Raw genomic sequence first — 15,687 nt, 5'->3', positions numbered from 1 at the left:
ATGACGGATAATCCGAATAAAAAATCGCTGTGGGACAAGATCCACATCGACCCTGCCATGCTGCTGATCCTGCTGGCTCTGCTGGTGTACAGCGCCCTCGTTATCTGGAGCGCCAGCGGCCAGGATATCGGCATGATGGAGCGTAAAGTTGGCCAGATCGCCATGGGTCTGGTCATTATGGTGGTGATGGCGCAAATACCACCGCGCGTGTATGAGGGCTGGGCGCCCTATCTCTATATTTTCTGTATCATTTTGCTGGTGGCAGTAGATGCGTTCGGTGCTATCTCGAAGGGGGCGCAACGCTGGCTGGATCTGGGGATTGTCCGCTTCCAGCCGTCAGAAATCGCCAAAATCGCCGTTCCGCTGATGGTGGCGCGCTTCATTAACCGCGACGTCTGCCCGCCGTCGTTTAAGAATACCGCCATTGCGCTGGTGCTGATTTTCCTGCCGACGCTGCTCGTGGCCGCACAGCCTGACCTCGGTACCTCGATTCTCATCGCCCTCTCCGGCCTGTTCGTCCTGTTCCTGTCCGGCCTGAGCTGGCGTCTGATCGGCATCGCGGTGGTCCTGCTGGCTGCCTTTATTCCTATTCTCTGGTTCTTCCTGATGCATGATTACCAGCGCCAGCGCGTGATGATGCTGCTCGATCCCGAGACCGATCCGCTGGGCGCAGGCTATCATATTATTCAGTCGAAGATTGCGATTGGCTCCGGCGGCCTGCGCGGAAAAGGCTGGCTGCACGGGACACAGTCGCAGCTCGAATTTTTACCGGAACGCCACACCGACTTTATCTTTGCCGTTCTGGCTGAGGAGTTAGGGCTGGTTGGCATTCTGGTGCTGCTTGCACTCTACGTGCTGTTGATCATGCGTGGGCTCTACATTGCCGCACGCGCACAGACCACCTTTGGCCGAGTTATGGCGGGTGGATTAATGTTGATTTTGTTCGTTTATGTCTTCGTAAATATTGGTATGGTGAGTGGTATTCTGCCGGTTGTTGGCGTACCGCTGCCGCTGGTGAGTTACGGGGGCTCGGCACTGATCGTGTTGATGGCCGGGTTTGGTATCGTCATGTCGATCCATACCCACAGGAAAATGTTGTCCAAAAGCGTATAAAAATAAGGGGATCGCAATGCGTAAGCAGTGGCTGGGGATCTGCATCGCAGCAAGTTTACTTGCCGCCTGTACAAGTGATGATGGTCAGCAACAGGCAACCGTCGCGCCGCCGCAGCCTGCGGTCTGTAATGGCCCGATTGTTGAAATTAGCGGTGCCGATCCCGTTTATGAACCGCTGAACGCCAGCGTGAATCAGGATTATCAGCGCGACGGTAAAAGCTATAAAATCGTTCAGGATCCTTCCCGTTTCAGCCAGGCCGGCTTTGCTGCCATCTATGACGCTGAGCCAGGCAGCAATCTGACCGCGTCAGGTGAAACCTTCGATCCGATGCAGATCACGGCGGCACACCCGACACTGCCTATTCCAAGCTATGCGCGCATCACTAACCTGGCGAATGGCCGGATGATCGTGGTACGTATCAACGATCGTGGCCCTTACGGCAACGATCGCGTGATCTCCCTGTCACGCGCGGCAGCCGACCGTCTGAATACCTCAAATAATACAAAAGTGCGTATCGACCCGATTATCGTGGCGCAGGATGGTTCGCTGTCTGGCCCGGGCACGGCCTGTACCACGGTCGCGAAACAGACCTACGCCCTGCCCGCGCGCCCGGATCTAAGCGGTGGTATGGGGGGCGCTTCAATGCCAGCAGAGCCCGCGCAGCCGCAGGGTGAAGTGCACGCCATCAGCAACGATACGCTACAAAGTGAAGATGCGACAGGCGCCCCGGTGAAAAGCAGTGGTTTCCTTGGTGCACCCACCACGTTAGCGCCGGGCGTGATTGAATCAAATGAACCTGCCCCAGCGCCTGCGCCCGTTGTTGCTGCACCCGCTACACAACCCGCCCCGGTGACCGCACCGGCTGCTACGCAGACTGCGGCGCCTGCGACGGCGAGCGGCAGCTACGTGGTTCAGGTTGGCGCCGTCAGCGATCGGGCCCGTGCAGAGCAGTATCAGCAGCGTTTAAGCCAGCAGTTTGGCGTGCCAGGCCGCGTTGAGCAAAACGGTGCGGTATGGCGTATCCAGATGGGTCCGTTTGCCAGCAAATCGCAGGCAGCGTCCCTGCAACAGCGTTTGCAGAGCGAGGCGCAGCTCCAGTCGTTTATCGCTGTTGCGAAGTAATTAATCGGTGGTATCCGAAATGTCAGTTTGTGTAAACCACGTTAACACTCTCATGATGAAAGTCGGATGCCTGCCCGTATAGCATTTGCTATAGTAAGGCACTTTTTTTAATTCCATCACGGATGTCGTAGTTCTGACCATGAAGACCACTTTTTCTGCTCGTTTTGTGCAGCGCATGGCGCTGACCACGGCCCTTTGCGCTGCTGCGTTCTCCGCAGCTCACGCGGATGACCTGAACATCAAGACCATGATCCCTGGCGTTCCGCAGATCGACGCGGAATCCTACATCCTGATTGATTACAACTCCGGCAAAGTTCTGGCAGAACAGAACGCCGATGCCCGCCGCGACCCAGCCAGCCTGACCAAAATGATGACCAGCTATGTTATCGGCCAGGCCATGAAAGCGGGTAAATTTAAAGAAACCGATCTGGTGACTATCGGTAACGATGCGTGGGCAACCGGCAACCCGGTGTTCAAAGGTTCATCGCTGATGTTCCTGAAGCCAGGCATGCAGGTTCCGGTCTCTCAGCTTATCCGTGGCATCAACTTGCAGTCCGGTAACGACGCCTGCGTGGCAATGGCCGATTTTGCAGCGGGCAGCCAGGACGCGTTTGTGGGCCTGATGAACAGCTACGTCTCTGCGCTGGGCCTGAAAAACAGCCACTTCCAGACCGTTCACGGCCTGGACGCCGAAGGTCAGTACAGCTCCGCGCGTGACATGGCGCTGATCGGTCAGGCGCTGATCCGCGATGTGCCAAACGAGTACTCTATCTACAAAGAGAAAGAGTTCACCTTCAACGGCATTCGTCAGACCAACCGTAACGGCCTGCTGTGGGACAATAGCCTGAACGTCGACGGCATCAAAACTGGTCACACCGACAAAGCCGGCTATAACCTGGTGGCTTCTGCCACTGAAGGCCAGATGCGTCTGATCTCTGCCGTGATGGGAGGCCGCACGTTTAAAGGACGCGAAACGGAAAGTAAAAAACTGCTGACCTGGGGCTTCCGCTTCTTCGAAACCGTGAATCCGCTGAAAGCCGGTAAAGAATTTGCCTCTGAACCTGTCTGGTTTGGCGATAACGACCGTGCTTCCCTGGGTGTGGACAAAGATCTCTATCTGACGATCCCACGCGGTCGTATGAAAGATCTGAAAGCCAGCTACGTGCTGAATACCACCGAGCTGCACGCCCCGCTGCAAAAGAATCAGGTCGTGGGTACCATCAACTTCCAGCTGGATGGCAAAACCATCGATCAGCGCCCGCTGGTGGTGCTGGAGGAAATTCCTGAAGGCAATTTCTTCGGCAAAATCATTGATTACATTAAGCTGATGTTCCATCACTGGTTTGGTTAAAAATTGAACACTTGAAAGTGTGATTTTGATCCCCATATACTACGTATCAGTAAAACTCCCGCCCCGTGGCGGGAGTTATTATTTTTTATACACACGCCGGAGCTGACATGAAAACCAAACTTAACGAACTGCTTGAATTCCCTACCCCTTTTACTTACAAAGTAATGGGTCTGGCGAAACCTGAGCTGGTTGATCAGGTGGTTGAAGTGGTACAGCGCCATGCGCCGGGCGACTACTCTCCATCAGTCAAACCGAGCAGCAAAGGTAACTACCACTCGGTCTCAATCACCATCACTGCGACACACATTGAGCAGGTTGAGACGCTGTACGAAGAGCTCGGCAATATTGAAATTGTTCGTATGGTGCTGTAGTCCTTCTGCGGTTACCCGGTTTGCCGGGTAACCCACTTCCCCGCTGTGATATACTCCCCGTTACCTATTCTCCCTTGTCTTCGGAGACATCCTTTTGTACCAGGATAAAATTCTTGTCCGCCATCTTGGGCTACAGCCTTACGAGCCTGTCTCTCAGGCTATGCATGACTTTACCGACAGGCGCGATGACACCACGCCTGATGAAATCTGGCTGGTTGAACACCTGCCGGTGTTCACTCAAGGCCAGGCAGGAAAAGCCGAACATTTATTGATGACGGGCGATATCCCGGTGATCCAGAGCGATCGCGGTGGACAGGTGACCTACCACGGCCCGGGCCAGCAGGTGATGTATGTTCTGCTTAACCTGAAACGCAGAAAGCTGGGCGTGCGTGAGCTCGTGACCTTACTGGAGCAAACCGTGGTGAATACGCTGGCTGAGTACGATATTGACGCTCACCCTCGCGCCGATGCCCCGGGCGTTTATGTGGGAGAGATGAAGATCTGTTCGCTGGGGCTGCGTATCCGCAAAGGCTGCTCGTTCCACGGGCTGGCGCTGAATATCAATATGGATTTGGCCCCCTTCCAGCGCATCAACCCATGTGGGTATGCCGGTATGGAAATGACGCAAATGCGCCAGTGGGTCGATACCGCCACGCCTGACAATATCCGGCCCGTGCTTCTGAAGAACTTTTTAGCACTGCTTAACAATCCCACCTACGAATATATTGCTGCTTAACTTACCTCGGGCAGTGGCTCAATTATTTGACCAGCCACTGCTTAATTACCGCATTTACGCTTTACAATAAACCGCATATTCTATATTTTCGAGTCGCCCATATATTAGCGTCACATATTAATTAGAACCTTAATAGAACCATCGCCGGGTTTCGTGTAACGTGCGTGACAATCACCCAACTGCTTGTTTTCGATAAATAATGGAAACTTACTAAACACTTTACGAATCTCTGCAAGCATAATAAATAAATTCAACTATCATTCATATTGTGAATGGATACGGAGTAAGAGCGTGGAGCCTACTAATTTACCAGCCAAACGCCTGAATGAAACCAGCGGCGAAGATAAGCCGCAAATTTTTCGGACTTTACGTAATATTGATCTCAATTTATTGACTATTTTTGAGGCGGTATATGTCCATAAAGGTATCGTTAATGCTGCGAAAATTCTTAATCTCACGCCCTCTGCTATTAGCCAGTCAATTCAAAAATTGCGCGCGATATTTCCCGATCCGTTATTTATTCGTAAAGGCCAGGGCGTAACCCCAACCGCGTACGCCACCCATCTGCACGAGTACATCAGCCAGGGTCTGGAATCAATACTGGGCGCGCTGGATCTCACCGGCAGTTACGATAAGCAACGAACTATCACCATAGGCACCTCTCCCTCAGTGGGCGTTCTGGTCATGCCGGCCATCTATCAGGCGGTGAAACAGCATGCGCCACAGTTGCTTATCCGCAACGTGCCCGTCACCGATCCGGAAACACAGCTGGCGCAATTCCAGACGGACCTGATCATCGACGGCAATAGCTTTACGGCCAGAGCGTTAGGGCATAACGTACTTTATACCGACACTCTGGCGCTCGTTTGTCGTCAGGCTCACCCTGCGTTGAGCGCACCTTTGACGCCAGAAAATTTGCGCCATTACGAACATGCGACATTTATGTCCGAAGGACAGGGTCAGGATCCGCTGCGACAACGTATTGACGAACTCTTCCCGGACCGTCCGATCAGCTTTAGCAGTTACAATATGTTTACCCTCGCGGCCCTGATTGGCAGCAGCGACTTGCTCTGTATCATGCCTGTGCGTCTCTTCACTTTGCTTCAAAAGTGCTGGCCACTGGAGAGCATTCCATTAAGTCAACTTACGACGGAATCTATTGAAATCTCACTGCATTACAACAAGCTAAGCCTGCGCGATCCGGTGCTGGAAAACGTCATCAATGTGATCCGCCAGACTTTTTGATCCGCCTTTCAGCGTAAGGCCCTGCCGCATGCGGGGCAAAAGGCACAAAACAACAACTATTTTACAAATTGGCGACCTGGCAGGCTGCTTTACCGCCCCTTTAAATGATATACTGCCTGTCGTTCGTTCAAAAATAGTTGATAATTACAACATTCCCTTGAATTGAAACGCTTTCCTTCGATATTCGCAACTGGAACACGCACGCTATGAGTAAACCCATTGTGATGGAACGCGGTGTTAAATACCGCGATGCCGATAAAATGGCCCTTATCCCGGTTAAAAACGTGGCTACAGAGCGCGAGGCGCTGTTAAGAAAACCGGAATGGATGAAAATTAAACTTCCGGCTGACTCTTCGCGTATTCAGGGGATCAAAGCGGCGATGCGCAAAAATGGCCTCCACTCTGTCTGTGAAGAGGCCTCCTGCCCTAACCTTGCTGAATGTTTCAATCACGGTACCGCGACGTTTATGATTCTGGGTGCCATCTGCACCCGCCGCTGTCCGTTCTGTGACGTTGCCCATGGCCGTCCTGTTGCGCCTGACGCTAACGAACCGCAAAAACTGGCGCAGACCATTGCCGATATGGCGCTGCGTTATGTTGTTATCACCTCCGTTGACCGTGACGATCTGCGCGATGGCGGTGCTCAGCATTTCGCTGACTGCATTACCGCCATCCGCGAAAAAAGCCCGAACATTAAGATTGAGACGCTGGTGCCGGACTTCCGTGGCCGTATGGACCGCGCGCTCGATATCCTGACCGCGACGCCACCAGACGTGTTCAACCACAACCTGGAGAACGTACCGCGTATCTACCGTCAGGTGCGTCCAGGTGCAGATTACAACTGGTCGCTGAAGCTGCTGGAGCGCTTTAAAGAAGCCCATCCGCATATTCCTACCAAGTCTGGCCTGATGGTGGGACTGGGTGAAACCAACGCTGAGATCATTGAAGTGATGCGCGATCTGCGCCGCCACGGCGTCACCATGCTGACGCTGGGGCAGTACCTACAGCCAAGCCGTCACCACCTGCCTGTACAGCGTTACGTGAGTCCGGATGAGTTCGATGAAATGAAAGCCGAAGCGATGGCGATGGGCTTTACCCACGCTGCGTGCGGTCCGTTTGTTCGCTCCTCTTATCACGCCGATATGCAGGCGAAGGGCGAAGAAGTGAAATAAAGCTGTAAAACTTATTTACAGTAAAACAAAAAACCGGCCTCGTGAGCCGGTTTTTTTATGCAAGCCTTGCAGCATTGCCATTACTCTTTGTGTGAAAGCTTCTGTGCTGCGATGTCATCTTCGGCACTTTTCTTCGCTGCCGCGTCGTCATCGTTCATTGCTTTCTTAAAGCCTTTAATGGCAGCACCCAGGTCTCCACCCAGCGTGCGTAACTTCTTGGTACCGAACAGCAGGACGACCAGTGCGGCAACCACCAGCAGTTTGGTAATACTAATCTCACCCATAAATACCTTCTTTACATGAAACAGGCTGCATTAAGCGCCAAAGAAACCTGAACGTATTAACGGTCATCAGGCGCGCGCACACAATAGCAATCTGTAACAAGGTGAATCAAGCATTGTTGAAAAAAACATCATATTAATTGCGGTGGCGCAAACCTGCGGTTGCGTAGAACAGGTAATTGCTGACGCGCAAGCGTTATTCGTGCTGACGTTATCTCCGTCAGCAGTAAAGCAGGCGCTTCCGCCGCCGCGGCTACGGTCACTCCCAGCGGATCGACAACCCTGCTCTGCCCGATATTTTTATTGCCACATTCACCCGCAGCCACTACATAGCAGGTGGTGTCCAGCGCGCGTGCGGCCAGTAGCGTTACCCAGTGATGCTCCTTAAGCGGTCCTCTGACCCACGCGGCGGGCAGAACCAGCACCTCGGCCCCCTGTAGTGCCAGGTTCAGCGCCAGCTCCGGAAAACGGATATCGTAGCAGGTCATTAGGCCAACCTTGAAACCCTCCACCTCAATCAGCGGCGGAATTACACTCCCCGGATCGACCAGTCGCGACTCCTGGACGCTGAACGCATCATACAGATGAAGTTTGGCGTAGCTTGCGACAATTGTGCCTTCACGTATCGCCACCAGCGTGTTCACCGCCCGCCCCGGCGTGGAGGGAACATGGATAGTCAAAATGGTGGTGAGCGCGTTACCGACGCTTTCGGCCAGCAGTCGTTTCAGAAACGCCCCTTCCAGCATTTGCGCAGACTTTACCGACAGGTCCGGATCGCCATCATCGCGCGCCAGTAACGCTTCAGGAAGCACCAGCAGCGCCGCCCCTTTTTGCTTCGCCTGGTTCATCAGGGAGATGCACTTGTCCGCGTTTTCATTCCAGTCCGGCGTCACCGCAAACTGCCCTACTGCAACATACATAATTGTCTCCCGGTTAAAAACAGCGTTACACTCGACGCACTTACACAGCAAATAGCAGGTATTGACAGTGTTACAACTACTTATAGCCGTTTTTATTGGTGGGGGCACGGGTAGCGTTGCGCGCTGGCTCTTAAGCATGCGGTTTAACCCGCTGCATCAGGCCATTCCGATGGGGACACTGGCGGCAAACCTGATCGGGGCATTTATCATCGGGATGGGGCTGGCGTGGTTTAATCGCATGACCAATATCGACCCTATGTGGAAGGTATTGATTACGACCGGTTTCTGCGGCGGTTTAACGACGTTTTCTACCTTCTCTGCGGAGGTGGTGTTTCTGTTTCAGGAAGGCCGGATGGGCTGGGCGCTGACGAACATTGCTGTTAACATGCTTGGCTCGTTTGCGATGACTGCGATCGCATTCTGGTTATTTTCCTCCGCCAGCGGACATTAAGCGCGACAACCTTAATGTTGGCTTAATTTTTGTCTGTCATTCTTGGCTCAATATTGAACGAGGGTGATAGCATGAGAGAGAATCTGTCAGGCGTGGGTATGGTATTGCTAAGCGTCGCGATCGTCGCCAGCTTTCTGAAGATCTATCTTTTTGGTTGATTCATAACGAAAAAAACCCGCTCATTGAGCGGGTTTTGAAATTCTTGCTGACGCGTCTGAATTACAGAGCGATTACGTTAGCAGCAGAAGGGCCTTTGGCACCGTTAGTGATTTCGAACTCTACGCGCTGACCTTCAGCCAGAGTTTTGAAACCATTAGACTGGATTGCAGAGAAGTGTACGAACACGTCTTTGCTGCCATCTTCAGGAGTAATGAAACCGAATCCTTTGGACTCATTAAACCACTTAACGTTACCTTTAATCTTAGACATCAAAATTACCTTTACATTAAAAAACGACACAAATGCTGTGTCGGGTATCAGTACAACAATTGTGAGGCGTTTTGTCCAGCGGATCTTTGATAAAAAGTGACAAAAGTCGCGTTAATTTTCGCTGTCCGATTTTTATCCTTTACATTTCAATGTCTGTGCGTTTTTTGGCCGATTTACCAGGCAAATTCAGTTAAAACTGAAACCGCATCCAGGCAAAGTAAACGTTACCGTTGTTATACGTACCCGGTATGTAGGTCATCTGAAACGTTGCAGGACCATAGCCGATGGAGGCAAGCGGCAACAGTACCGGAACAGGAATGTACTTCCAGTTATCACGCGCCGTAAACCCTGCCGTATAGCCCAGTCCCAGACGGAAGTTGTCGTCTGATAACGGACGCCAGGTTTTTTCCCAGCCGTAGCCACCAATAGGCTCCCATTTATTGTAGGAGTCCTTAAACGCCATCAGGTACAGGCCATGCCAGTTACCTTTTTCATCCCAGCGAGACTGACCGAAACCAACCCCCCACGGACGCTCGTTATAACGGTCTGTTTTTTCTTTATCGTAGGCAAAACGTGCATGCCACGTAATGGCCGGAATATAGAGATCGTAATGTTCAGGTTCGTTCCATGTTTGCGCGACGTTATCCGTGAAGGTGGTGAACCAGCTTTTATCCGCTGTATTGCTCTGTGCATTAACAACAGACGCAAATGATAACTGCGCAATAATAAACAATAAAATCAGGGGGAATTTAATTCGTACAATCACAATGCCATTACCATATTTAGTATTCGGTGCAGACCTTAGCACAGATTACTTGAATGAACGCTTAACAGCATGGGTGTTATTCCTAATTACCATCCCGTTCCTGAGAATAGTCTGACGATACATAAACTGCATGCCTGAATAAGCACATGCAGTTGACATTTTTAACGTTGATGTAACAATTTGTAGAGTGCGGGAATAACTAACATCGACAATAACGGTGCAGTAACCATGCCACCAATCATCGGTGCAGCAATACGTTGCATCACCTCCGAGCCACTCCCATTGCCCCACATGATTGGCAGCAGTCCCGCCATAATCGTGGCGACCGTCATCACCTTCGGACGCACGCGCAGCACGGCACCTTCGTGGATCGCCCGCAATAGCACCGTATTTCCCCCTTCTGGCTCCAGCCTGTGATATTTATCAAGCGCATGATTCAAATATAGAACCATAATTACGCCGAATTCTGCTGCCACCCCGGAAAGGGCGATAAAGCCAACGGCCCCCGCCACAGACAAATTATATTCAAGCAGCCATAATAACCACACCCCACCAATAAGCGCGAAAGGCAATGTCCCCATTATTATCAGGACATTTGATATCCGCCTGAAGGTTAACCATAAAAGGATGAATATAATCATCAGCGTGACAGGTAAGACTATTTTAAGCGTCGCGGTCGCCCGTTCCAGATATTCAAACTGCCCGGACCAGGAGAGAGATACGCCCTGCGGCAATACCACCTTCTCCTCCACCCGTTTTTGCATTTCATCTACGGCGGACTTCAGATCGCGCCCGCGTAAGTCCACGTAGATCCAGCTGGAAAGGCGCGCGTTTTCACTTTTTAGCATCGGTGGGCCTTCCGTCACGACGATATCGGCCAGTTCCCCCAGCGCCACCTGGCTACCGCTGGCGGTTACTACCGGCAACACCCGCAACGTGTCGACGTTATCACGCAAATCGCGGGGATAACGCAGGTTGATGGGGTACCGCTCGCGTCCCTGGATCACCTCACCAATGTTATCGCCCCCGACCAGCGTGGAGACCAGGCTTTGCAGTTCATCGACGGAAACGCCGTAGCGCGCGGCTTTTTGCCGGTCGATACGAATATCCACGTAGCGCCCGCCTTCCAGTCGCTCCGCCAGCGCCGAGGAGACGCCAGGAACGTCCTTCACCACCTGCTCAATCTGCCGGGCCACGCGCTCAATGTCGGCAATATTATTGCCGTTCACCTTAATGCCGACCGGGCTTTTGATCCCGGTTGCCAGCATGTCCAGACGGTTACGGACAGGGGGCACCCACACATTGGCAATGCCCGGCAGCGACACGGTTTTATCGAGCTCCTCCACCAGCTTTTGCGGCGTCATTCCAGGCCGCCACTGCTCGCGGGGCTTAAAGTGGATAGTTGTTTCCAGCATGGTTAATGGCGCGGGATCGGTTGCCGACTCCGCCCGACCAGCTTTGCCAAACACGCTCGCCACCTCCGGTACGCTTTTGATCAAGCGGTCCGTCTGCTGAAGCAGCCGCGATGCCTCGCGAGCAGAGATCCCCGGCAGCGTGGAGGGCATATAGAGTAAATCCCCTTCATCCAGCGGCGGCATAAACTCACTGCCCAGGCGGCTCAGCGGCCAGAGCGTGGCGATCAGCAGCAGACATGCCAGTGCCAGCGTCGTTTTCGGGAAGGTCAGTACCTTATCAAGCAGCGGCTCATACAGGCGGATCAGGAGGCGGTTTATCGGGTTTGCCTTCTCATCCGGGATTTTCCCGCGAATAAAGAAGCCCATTAGCACCGGCACCAGAGTGATCCCAAGCCCGGCGGCCACGGCCATCGACCAGGTTTTGGTGAACGCCAGCGGCGAGAACATTCGCCCCTCCTGCGCTTCCAGCGAAAATACCGGTATAAATGACAGCGTGATGATTAACAGGCTGCAAAACAGCGCCGGTCCCACTTCAACCGCCGCCTTTTCCGCCAGACGCCAGTACTCTCCCGACGCAGGCTCCTTGCCCGGATTATCATGCCGCCACTGCTCCAGCACCTTGTGCATGTTTTCAATCATGACAATTGCCGCATCCACCATCGCTCCGATGGCAATGGCGATCCCGCCGAGCGACATCATATTCGCGTTAATGCCCTGATAGTGCATCACCACAAAAGCCCCGAGGATCCCCAGCGGCAGAGAAACCATCGCCACCAGCGCGGAACGCAGGTGGAACAGGAACAGCGCGCACACCAGTACCACCACGGCAAACTCTTCGAGCAGCTTGTGCGTCAGCGTTTTGACCGACTCCTCAATCAGCGTGGAGCGATCGTAGACCGGAACAATCTCGACGCCCTGCGGCAGCGTTTTTTGCAGCTCGCTCAGTTTCGCTTTTACCGCGCGAAGGGTTTCCAGCGCGTTCTGCCCGTAGCGCATCACGATTACGCCGCCAGCAACCTCCCCTTCACCGTTAAGCTCCGCCACGCCCCGGCGGATCTCCGGGCCAATGCCAATGGTGGCGACATCTTTCAGCAGGACAGGTACGCCATCGCGGGTGGCGATCACCACATTGCGAAAATCCTCCAGCGAGCGCAAATAGCCCGTTGTCCGCACCATATACTCCGCTTCGCCCATCTCCAGCAGGGCGCCGCCGCTCTCTTTATTGGCGGCCTGCACCGCGCCGGATAGCTGGCTGTGGGTAATATTCAGCGCGCGCATTTTCGCCGGGTCCGCCACGATCTGATACTGACGCACCATTCCGCCAATGCTTGCCACTTCAGATACATTCGGTACCGTCTTAAGCTCGAACTTAAGCGTCCAGTCCTGAAGGGCCCGCAGATCTGCCAGGCTGTGTTTTCCACTACGGTCGATCAGCGCATATTCGTAGATCCAGCCCACGCCCGTCGCATCCGGCCCCAGCGACACCTTCACGCCCGGCGGAAACTGCGCCTGTACCTGGCTTAAATATTCCAGCACCCGGGATCGCGCCCAGTAGAGATCGGTGCCATCCTCAAACAGCACATACACATAAGCGTCACCAAACATTGAAAAACCGCGCACGGTTTTGGCACCCGGCACAGACAACATGGAGGTTGTCAGCGGCCAGGTCACCTGATCTTCAATCACCTGCGGCGCTTTCCCGGGGTAACTCGCTTTGATAATGACCTGCACATCAGACAGATCGGGCAACGCGTCCAGCGGCGCGCGCTGCACCGCCCACCAGCCCCAGCCGGCCATCATCAGCGCGGCCAGTATCACCAGCAGGCGGTTACGCAACGAGGCGCGAATCACAGCGGCAATCATGGCGTCACCTCCGGCATCACGCTACGCAGGCTGGCTTCGGAATCAATCAGGAATTGCCCGGACGTCACCACCTTATCGCCCTCTTTGACCCCGGACAGGATCGCCGTCCAGCCCTGCGCCGTCAGGCCGGTTTTCACCGTCACAGGCTGGAAATAACCGTCCCCGGTAGCCAGCAGCAGACGCGCAGACTCTCCGCTGTTAATCACCGCTTCTTCCGGCACCGCCAGCACCGGCGGGCCTTTCAGCTCTTCCGCACGCCTGACGGAGAGGTACATGCCCGGCTTCAGCTTATGTGCGGAATTTTCCAGCACGATACGGGCTTTCAGGGTTCGCGTGGCCGCCTCCATCTGCGGCAGCAATTCGCTGACCGTGCCGTGGAACTGCTCCCCCGGCCAGCTTTCTGAGGTTGCTACCACCTTGCTGCCCACCGCCAGAGACTGCGCCTGCGTTTGCGGGTAGTCGACCACCAGCCAGACCGGATCGAGGCTGGCGATCTCAAACAGCGGCGCCGTTGCGGTGATTTGCGCCCCTTCCCGCACGTCCAGCTTCACCACATAGCCCGCCCGGTCGGTGCGCAGAATGAGCGTGGTCTGCGGCTTACCGCTACGCTCCAGCAAACGAATGACCTCTTCTGGCATAAACTGCAACGCCAGCCGCTCGCGTGCGGCGCGGGTCAATGCGGCATCGCCAAGCTGACGAACCGCGAGATACTCCTGCTGGGCGGCGGTCCACTGCGGGATCCACAGTTGCGCCAGCGCCTCTCCGGCTTTTACCTGCTGCTGCGGCGCATTAACAAACAATTTTGACACCACGCCATTGGCCGGGGCTGACAACACCGAGACGTTACGTTCATCCGTTGCAACCGTGGCAAAGGCCGAGAACGGCGAAACCAGCTGGCGCATCTCAACGTTGGCGGTTTTCATCCCCAGGTTTTGCTGCTGTTGAGTGCTGATGGCCACGCCTGACGCCGCCTGCGCTTCATCGGCGTAGCGTGGGACCAGATCCATATCCATAAAGGGGGATTTACCCGGCTTATCGAAGCGCTGACCGGGCACCATGGGGTCGTACCAGTAAAGCACCTTGCGTTCTGAGGGTTGTGAAGCCGCATCCGGCTGATGCGTCTGCTTCTGTCCGACAAAATAGCCGCCAACGGCAGCTATCGCGATGGCAATCGCCATTAACGTTGTTTTTTTCATTGCGCCAGCTCCTGCGGGATCAGCCAGTTCACGGCAGCCCAGGTTCGCGCCATTTCGCGCTCCGCCTGGTTCACCGCCAGTTCCGTATCCAGTACGCCACGACGCGCCTCCAGCAGGGCCGGAAGCGCCGACTGTCCAGAACGATATTGCGCCGTCAGCACCGCCAGCCGTTGTCGCTGCAACGGTAGTACCTCATCCCGCTGACGCTGCCACACCGTTTGCGCAGCCTGATACTGCGCCACCAGCGTTTGCACCTGGGCAATGTGTTCGCGTTTGAGCAGCGTCAGTTGATCCACCGCCTGCATTGAGCGGGAAACATCGGCGGCGTAATCCTTGTCCTGACGTTTTGACTGGAACAAAGGCAGATCCACGCTGAACATCACGCCAGCCATATCGTCATAGCCTTCGGCGCGGTGGGCGTAATAGACCTCCACATCCACATCGGGTAGCGCTGCCACGGCAGATTGCGCTGAACGCGCTTTCGCGGTCTCTGCTTCACGTCGCGCGGCCTCCACTTCCGGGTGTCTGGCAATCCCCTCCTGCAACGTTTTTTCATCGGCAGGAAGGCGCTGATAGCGCGGCAGCGGACCGCGAACCGCCGTAATAGCGTGCCCTGTTAGCTCCAGCAGACGGCTTTGCGCCAGCTGCACATCCCGCTGCGCCAGCGTCTCTTTGTCGCGCATGGCGCTGAGGATCATTTGCAGGGCCAGTGCGCTGTCCGGCGTTGCGCCTCCCGCCCCGACGCTCGCCTTCTGCACGCCCCGCTGGCGTTCCGTTTCACGGACCAGCGTTCTGGCCGTTTTCAGCGCCTGCTGTGCCAGCGCCAGATCCAGCCAGGCCTGGGCGGTATCACGCTGAAGCGCGGCACGTACGGCCTCGGATTTTGCCAGCACGCTTCGCGCCTGCGCCTGAAAAGTCTGTGCTTTACGTTCCCGCTTCTCTGAGCTGACGTAGCTTTGCATGATGCCAACCTTCTGCATGGTCATCCCTTCGCGCGTAAGCCGCCGATCGTTGCTGCCCTGTACCGGCACGTTTTCAATACCGAATTTCAGTTTTGGATCAGGTAATTGCGTGGCGGAATCCGCCATCGCATCCAGCGCCTGCGCTTCGTTACGGCTGGCGGAGAGTTCTGCCGAGTAGCGCTGGGCTTCGGTCAGGGTGTGTTCGAGCGTCCACGGCTCCGCCTGCGCGGCGGAGGTTAACAGGCCGAACAACACCCCACCGAGCCACAGGCTCAGTGAGTGTTGTTTCATGG

At 54.8% G+C, this 15,687-nt stretch carries 15 protein-coding genes; 8 read left to right on the top strand and 7 right to left on the bottom strand.

Annotated features, from left to right (window positions below; translation table 11 throughout):
* The 7 genes from mrdB to lipA all read left to right on the top strand — a co-directional run bounded on the left by mrdB (position 1) and on the right by lipA (position 7,111).
* Positions 1–1,113 (top strand): peptidoglycan glycosyltransferase MrdB, encoded by a 1,113-nt coding sequence (gene mrdB, locus ACOT0L_RS11705; RefSeq protein ID WP_126503697.1) that lies wholly within the window; start codon positions 1–3, stop codon positions 1,111–1,113.
* A gap of 16 nt (positions 1,114–1,129) precedes the next feature.
* Complete coding sequence (gene rlpA, locus ACOT0L_RS11700; RefSeq protein WP_023305687.1) at positions 1,130–2,236, top strand: endolytic peptidoglycan transglycosylase RlpA; 1,107 nt, start codon at positions 1,130–1,132, stop codon at positions 2,234–2,236.
* Between the two features lie 139 nt (positions 2,237–2,375).
* Complete coding sequence (gene dacA / locus ACOT0L_RS11695; RefSeq protein ID WP_003858714.1) at positions 2,376–3,587, top strand: D-alanyl-D-alanine carboxypeptidase DacA; 1,212 nt, start codon at positions 2,376–2,378, stop codon at positions 3,585–3,587.
* Between the two features lie 107 nt (positions 3,588–3,694).
* Positions 3,695–3,958, top strand: a complete 264-nt coding sequence (gene ybeD / locus ACOT0L_RS11690; RefSeq protein ID WP_003858718.1) for a DUF493 family protein YbeD — start codon at positions 3,695–3,697, stop codon at positions 3,956–3,958.
* A 94-nt stretch (positions 3,959–4,052) separates the two neighbouring features.
* Positions 4,053–4,694: a lipoyl(octanoyl) transferase LipB gene (lipB, locus tag ACOT0L_RS11685; RefSeq protein WP_023299587.1), complete on the top strand. Its 642-nt coding sequence runs from the start codon at positions 4,053–4,055 to the stop codon at positions 4,692–4,694.
* 291 nt (positions 4,695–4,985) lie between these two features.
* A complete protein-coding gene (locus ACOT0L_RS11680; protein ID WP_022647425.1) occupies positions 4,986–5,939 on the top strand; it encodes a YbeF family transcriptional regulator in 954 nt (317 codons plus the stop codon).
* A 206-nt stretch (positions 5,940–6,145) separates the two neighbouring features.
* Positions 6,146–7,111, top strand: coding sequence for a lipoyl synthase (gene lipA, locus ACOT0L_RS11675; protein WP_006809637.1), 966 nt, complete (start codon positions 6,146–6,148; stop codon positions 7,109–7,111).
* An 80-nt stretch (positions 7,112–7,191) separates the two neighbouring features.
* Here the strand turns inward: lipA and tatE are convergent, their stop codons facing one another.
* A complete protein-coding gene (gene tatE, locus ACOT0L_RS11670) occupies positions 7,192–7,395 on the bottom strand; it encodes a twin-arginine translocase subunit TatE (protein ID WP_022647424.1) in 204 nt (67 codons plus the stop codon).
* A 128-nt stretch (positions 7,396–7,523) separates the two neighbouring features.
* Positions 7,524–8,312 carry a deaminated glutathione amidase gene (locus ACOT0L_RS11665; RefSeq protein WP_023299586.1) on the bottom strand — a complete coding sequence of 263 codons (789 nt, stop codon included), beginning with the start codon at positions 8,310–8,312 and terminating at the stop codon, positions 7,524–7,526.
* A gap of 67 nt (positions 8,313–8,379) precedes the next feature.
* On the opposite strand from ACOT0L_RS11665, the gene crcB reads away from it, so the two are divergent.
* Positions 8,380–8,763: a fluoride efflux transporter CrcB gene (crcB, locus tag ACOT0L_RS11660; protein ID WP_017382474.1), complete on the top strand. Its 384-nt coding sequence runs from the start codon at positions 8,380–8,382 to the stop codon at positions 8,761–8,763.
* 219 nt (positions 8,764–8,982) lie between these two features.
* Here crcB and cspE read toward each other — a convergent pair whose 3' ends face one another.
* The 5 genes from cspE to ACOT0L_RS11635 form a co-directional block, all read right to left on the bottom strand.
* Positions 8,983–9,192 carry a transcription antiterminator/RNA stability regulator CspE gene (gene cspE, locus ACOT0L_RS11655; protein ID WP_002439184.1) on the bottom strand — a complete coding sequence of 70 codons (210 nt, stop codon included), beginning with the start codon at positions 9,190–9,192 and terminating at the stop codon, positions 8,983–8,985.
* A gap of 190 nt (positions 9,193–9,382) precedes the next feature.
* Entirely contained in the window at positions 9,383–9,958 is a 576-nt protein-coding gene (gene pagP / locus ACOT0L_RS11650; protein ID WP_126503695.1) for a lipid IV(A) palmitoyltransferase PagP, read from the bottom strand.
* A 161-nt stretch (positions 9,959–10,119) separates the two neighbouring features.
* Positions 10,120–13,236, bottom strand: a complete 3,117-nt coding sequence (locus tag ACOT0L_RS11645) for an efflux RND transporter permease subunit (protein WP_126503693.1) — start codon at positions 13,234–13,236, stop codon at positions 10,120–10,122.
* The gene (locus ACOT0L_RS11640) at positions 13,233–14,432 is read right to left on the bottom strand and encodes an efflux RND transporter periplasmic adaptor subunit (RefSeq protein WP_108367297.1); all 1,200 of its coding nucleotides are present in this window, start codon (positions 14,430–14,432) and stop codon (positions 13,233–13,235) included. Before ACOT0L_RS11640 ends, ACOT0L_RS11645 begins: the two co-directional genes overlap by 4 nt.
* Positions 14,429–15,685, bottom strand: coding sequence for a TolC family protein (locus tag ACOT0L_RS11635; protein ID WP_126503691.1), 1,257 nt, complete (start codon positions 15,683–15,685; stop codon positions 14,429–14,431). The genes ACOT0L_RS11640 and ACOT0L_RS11635 overlap by 4 nt, the downstream gene beginning before the upstream one ends.
* Positions 15,686–15,687: the final 2 nt, after the last annotated feature.

It is taken from the genome of Enterobacter cloacae complex sp. XAL002, from assembly GCF_049236805.1.
Taxonomy (GTDB): domain Bacteria; phylum Pseudomonadota; class Gammaproteobacteria; order Enterobacterales; family Enterobacteriaceae; genus Enterobacter; species Enterobacter intestinihominis.
This window is presented reverse-complemented; position numbering and strand designations above follow the sequence as displayed.